Below are 577 nucleotides of genomic sequence, written 5' to 3'. Positions count from 1 at the left end.
GGCGTTATGTGCTTTACCATAAAAATCCAGTTCAGATTATAGTAATTTTATGCCAGATCTAAAATTGGAGGTGGGTTTAAAGGATTCTGTGGGTGAATTTTCCTGTGCTCGATTAGAAGCCCCACACAAGTAAAACCTGCATTGCAATATTCATAGTTACACTTATAAAGTTTCACACCTTTATTATCTTCATGAAACTTTAACTTATTCTTATTATCGAATTTTTCCGTGCATTTTTTACATGTAAACATAGGTGTTTTTTGGTCACCTTCACCTAAGCCGTCACTTTTGATTAAAAAAGTTTCTGAATCAGGTGTTGAAACACTGCTAATACTACCACTAGAACTTGATCTCGATATAGCTGACGCCCCATTCATAGAAACCTCCTTAAAGATATGAGTTCGACAAACTACAAGGGATGTAGTTATTAAAAATGTCTTAAAAATATAGATTTGATTATCATTATTGTGTTCATCAAAAAGTTATCATATATAACTAAGTTGTTAGTTTTAAGTTTCAATTTATAAAGCTCACATAACAAGCGCATCCAGGTGACGCCTTCGGCGCACCTGATGCA

1 protein-coding gene is annotated in these 577 nt (G+C 34.0%); it reads right to left on the bottom strand.

Annotated elements, in window-relative coordinates; genetic code table 11:
* Positions 1-47: 47 nt before the first annotated feature.
* The gene (locus ACY2RQ_RS19735; protein WP_490114726.1) at positions 48-377 is read right to left on the bottom strand and encodes a hypothetical protein; all 330 of its coding nucleotides are present in this window, start codon (positions 375-377) and stop codon (positions 48-50) included.
* Between the last annotated feature and the right edge of the window lie 200 nt (positions 378-577).

It is taken from the genome of Parendozoicomonas sp. 209JJ7-1 (assembly GCF_058147085.1).
This window is presented reverse-complemented; position numbering and strand designations above follow the sequence as displayed.

What these genes read in the sequence shown, in the direction of transcription:
- ACY2RQ_RS19735 (WP_490114726.1), bottom strand. Translation starts at nt 377, where the DNA reads ATGAATGGGGCGTCAGCTATATCGAGATCAAGTTCTAGTGGTAGTATT.